Below are 503 nucleotides of genomic sequence, written 5' to 3' on the forward strand. Positions count from 1 at the left end.
TTCTCGTGCCCCTGGCCTGCGCAAGCGGACTGCAGGTGTCACCCATCGGCCTGCGCCTTCCAAGTACCGCCCAGGCGGATGCGCTGTGGCTGACAAACACCGGCACCGAGCCGGTACATGCCCAGGTGCGCGTTTTTCGCTGGTCGCAAGCCAACGGCAAGGACCTACTCGAACCCTCGCGCGACCTGGTCGTGAGCCCGCCCATGGTCACCATCGCCCCGGGCGACCGGCAGATGGTTCGTGCCATCCGGCAGGTGCCCGCGCCCTCGGGAACGGAAGCGTCATACCGCGTCATTGTCGACGAGCTGCCGATCGATGGAAGCGACCAGCCCGGCCTGAAGTTCGTCCTCCGCTATTCGATACCTGTCTTCCTGGCTCCCGCGGGCGACCCTCCCGTGCGAGCCACGCTGCAGGCAATGTGGGACAACTCACCCGACGGCCCGGTATTGCGCGTGAGCAACACCGGCGATGGCCACGCACAGATCGCGGACGTCGTCTGGCGT

Annotated in this window: 1 protein-coding gene; it reads left to right on the forward strand. The window is 66.8% G+C overall.

What is annotated here, in order from left to right; translation table 11 throughout:
• Nucleotides 1-35: 35 nt before the first annotated feature.
• The coding region (locus tag CBX98_RS25370) for a fimbria/pilus periplasmic chaperone (protein ID WP_172606028.1) at nt 36-503 on the forward strand (468 nt) is incomplete at its 3' end.

The organism is Vibrio sp. T9 (genome assembly GCF_003123985.1).
GTDB lineage: Bacteria > Pseudomonadota > Gammaproteobacteria > Enterobacterales > Vibrionaceae > Vibrio > Vibrio diabolicus.